The sequence below is a fragment of the Candidatus Aquicultor secundus genome (assembly GCF_002791875.1).
GTDB lineage: Bacteria > Actinomycetota > Aquicultoria > Aquicultorales > Aquicultoraceae > Aquicultor_A > Aquicultor_A secundus.
The window spans coordinates 1-3,795 of record NZ_PFNG01000208.1 but is presented as its reverse complement, the minus strand read 5'-3'; the positions used below and the strand labels follow the sequence as shown (position 1 = coordinate 3,795).

Here is a 3,795-nt window from a genome sequence, read left to right as displayed (position 1 = left end):
GTTGCCAATGCGGTGCCTGCAAGAAACGCCGCGCTGAGCGTTGTGATATGGAACGAGTCAGCGATAACGATTCCGAGGATATAGGTGACGGCGAAAAGAACAAGCGGCTTAATCAGCACATACCAAGTCCTTGAGCTGGTCGAATTTCTTGGCGCCGATGCCGTCTACATCCTTGAGGTTATCGATCCTCTTAAACGGGCCGGATTTGTTCCGGTAATCGATGATCTTCTTGGCGGTGGACGGGCCCACACCCGGCAGTGCGTCGAGTTGCTCCATGGATGCGGTATTGAGATTGACCTTTGCGCCACTCACGGGCGGTGCCCCCGAGCCCATACCCGACGCTTCTTCCACCTGCGGCGGTGGTGCCTCACCTTTCTTAGGCACGTAGATTTTTTGGCCGTCGCACACTTTGGCTGCAAGATTGAGTGCATTTGCATCCGATACCTTAAGCGTACCGCCCGCAGCACCGAGGGTATCAATAACACGGCTTCCCTCTTTTACCTGGTAGACCCCCGGACGGGCAACCGCCCCCGCCACGTGCACGAAGAGCACCTTCACCGCTTCGTCTTTTAATCGTTTCGATGATGACTTGTTGTCTTTGCCGGTCGCCCCGGTAGCGTGCCCTGTAGTGTCCCCGGCCTTTGCTACGACCACCGGCCTTGGCTGGGACGCCCTGTAAAGCATCAGGCTTCCGCCGATGGTTACGATAAGCAGCAAGGCAACAGCCAGCGCCTGGCGCCTATCCAGCGTTATGCCGCTCTCCGCCAGCTTCTCCCTGGCGCTAAAGAGTATGCGCTCGATATCAGGTTTTATATCGGTGCTTGTATGCTTATGCATAAATGCATATATTCGATTACAAGCGCCCTGTTTCCTTCCGGTTGTTTAAAAAAAATATTCTCACTATTCAAAAAAGGCGAAATTTAGGACCCTCAGGAAACAACGTCCCCTAAAACGTCCCCTAAAACTATGGTTTTCTCTTACTTGACGACTATATTTACCAGTTTCCCCGGCACGATGAAGATGTTTTTGACTTCTTTGTCGCCGACGTGGGCGAGGACGCGCTCGGATGCCAGCGCTGTTTTCTTCATCTCGTCTTCGGCGATATCGGCCGGAACGGTGATTTTATCCCTTACTTTGCCGTTTACCTGGACGACCAGCGTTACCTCTTCGGATTTTGCGAGTTCAGGATTATATTTCGGCCAGGCGATTAAATGAACGCTCTCGGTATTGCCGAGCTCGTGCCAGAGTTCCTCTGTAATATGGGGCGCGAACGGCGCTAGCATCAGCACCAGGTTTTCAACGGCCTCCTTGACAACCCCCGGATTGCGATTGGCATTCTCGTTATATTTATACAGGGCGTTCACCAGCTCCATAATCGCGCTGATGGCGGTGTTGAAGCTGAAACGTGCGATATCATCGGAGACGCGCTTGATGGTTCGGTGTGTTATGGAGCGCATGTCTCTCTCCGCCGGGCCCAGGCCATCCAATGAATCAGATGATACGGCGCCGGTGTTTGCGACGAGCTTTTTGTTGTCCTCGACCAGCCTCCAAACGCGGTTCAAGAAACGATACGAGCCCTCGACACCGCGGTCGCTCCATTCGAGTTCTTTTTCCGGCGGCGAGGCGAACAGGATGAATAATCGTGCGGTATCCGCACCGTATTTACCGATAATTTTGCCGGGGTCGACGACATTGCCTTTGGATTTCGACATCTTAGCGCCGTCCTTGATAACCATGCCCTGGGTCAGCAAGTTCACAAACGGCTCGACGACGCTTACCATCCCCATATCGTAAAGAACCTTGGTGAAGAACCTCGAGTACAGCAGGTGCAGCACGGCGTGCTCGATGCCGCCGATGTATTGGTCGACCGGCATCCAGTAGTCCACGGCATCCCTTGCAAACGGCAGCGTATCCTCATGCGGGCTGCAGTAGCGCAGGAAATACCAGGACGAGTCGATGAAGGTATCCATCGTGTCGGTTTCGCGCTTTGCCGGACCGTCGCATTTGGGACAGGTTGTGTTAACGAAATCCGCATCGCGGGAGAGCGGCGAGCCGCCGACACCGGTGATCTCGATATTTTCCGGCAGGATAACCGGCAGGTCATCTTCGTTTACCGGCACGAGGCCGCATTTCTCGCAATAGACCATCGGTATGGGGTTTCCCCAGTAGCGCTGGCGAGAGATCAGCCAATCGCGCAAACGGTAGTTTATCGCGGGCTCGCCGACACCTTTTTTTTGCAGGTACTCGGTGACGTTCTTTACGCCCTCGGTTTGCGGGGTGCCGTCAAACGGGCCGGAGTTTACCATAACGCCTTCGCCCTCAAAGGCCTGGGCCATCATGGTGGGATTGATCATCTCCCCCGCCGGCTGAATAACTATCCTTATCGGCAGCCCGTATTTAGTGGCGAACTCAAAATCGCGCTGGTCGTGCGCCGGAACGGCCATAACCGCGCCGGTCCCGTACCCCATCAAGACGTAATCAGCCAGGTAGACGGGCAGTTCCTCGCCGTTTACCGGATTTATTACATAGACGCCGGTGAAGAAGCCGTTTTTCTCCTTTTCGGCGGATGTGCGGTCGATCTCGGTCTCGCGGGCGACCTTATGCCTGAACTCGCGTGCCCCGGCCTCGTAGTCGGTGCCTTTGACCAGCTCATCGACCATCGGATGTTCGGGGGCCAGCAGGAAGAACGTCGCGCCGTACAGCGTATCGGGCCTCGTCGTAAAAACTGTAATCTTCCGGTCGCTCCCCTTTATCTGAAAATCGACGTAAGCGCCTTCGCTTTTGCCGATCCAGTTGCGCTGCATGATGCGCACGCGCTCCGGCCAGCCGTCTAAAAGTTCGAGGTCGTCAAGCAGCCGCTCGGCGTAATCGGTAATTTTAAAGAACCACTGCTCGAGCTCACGCAGCTCCGCCGGGGTGCCGCAGCGCCAGCATACGCCGGCGACTACCTGCTCGTTGGCGAGCACCGTCTCGCATCCCGGGCACCAGTTAACGGTCGCCTTCTTGCGGAAGGCTAGGCCGCGCTCGTAAAACTTCAGGAACATCCACTGGCCCCACTTGTAGTAATCGGGGCTTGCCGTAACGACTTCCCGGCTCCAATCGTAGCTTAAACCAAGTTGCTTGAGCTGCTCGCGCATGCTCTCGATATTGCTGAACGTCCACTTCTGCGGCGGTATCCCGCGCTTGATCGCGGCGTTCTCTGCGGGAAGGCCGAAGGCGTCGTAGCCGATTGGATGAAGGACGTTATACCCGTTCATTTTGTTATAGCGGGCGACAACATCGCCTATCGAGTAGTTGCGTACATGACCCATATGCAGGTTACCCGACGGATACGGGAACATCTCGAGGATATATTTCTCTGGTTTGGAGGGATCTTCTACCGTACGATAGATGTCCTCTTCTCCCCATCTCTTTTGCCATTTTTCTTCGATTGCTTTATGGTTATAACGCTCGGCCATGCACAACCCTCCATCACTTATTTGATATTAATAAAAAACCTTCCGCCCCGTACAGGGGCGGAAGGCAAATCCGCGGTACCACCCTATTTAGTAGAAAAGCAGTCTTCATCAAAGAGACTGCTTTTTGTGGAGCCAGAGGGATTTGAACCCTCGACCCCTTGGCTGCCAGCCAAGTGCTCTCCCGCTGAGCTATGGCCCCATTATTTCCGCTCACTCTTTGGTATTATAACGGTTACCACCCGCGCTGCCTAGTACCGCGACATCCTACTTTCTGTGCATGTCATTCTGAAGGAGCGATTAGCAATTGATTGTCATTCTGAAGGAGCGAAGCGACTGA

General features: G+C 54.7%; 2 protein-coding genes and 1 tRNA gene. All 3 read right to left on the bottom strand.

What is annotated here, in order from left to right:
• Positions 1–108 precede the first annotated feature (108 nt).
• Complete coding sequence (locus COY37_RS08860) at positions 109–837, bottom strand: helix-hairpin-helix domain-containing protein (RefSeq protein ID WP_286677516.1); 729 nt, start codon at positions 835–837, stop codon at positions 109–111.
• A 140-nt stretch (positions 838–977) separates the two neighbouring features.
• Entirely contained in the window at positions 978–3,458 is a 2,481-nt protein-coding gene (leuS, locus tag COY37_RS08855; RefSeq protein WP_286677515.1) for a leucine--tRNA ligase, read from the bottom strand.
• 127 nt (positions 3,459–3,585) lie between these two features.
• Positions 3,586–3,657 (bottom strand) — tRNA-Ala (locus COY37_RS08850).
• Positions 3,658–3,795: the final 138 nt, after the last annotated feature.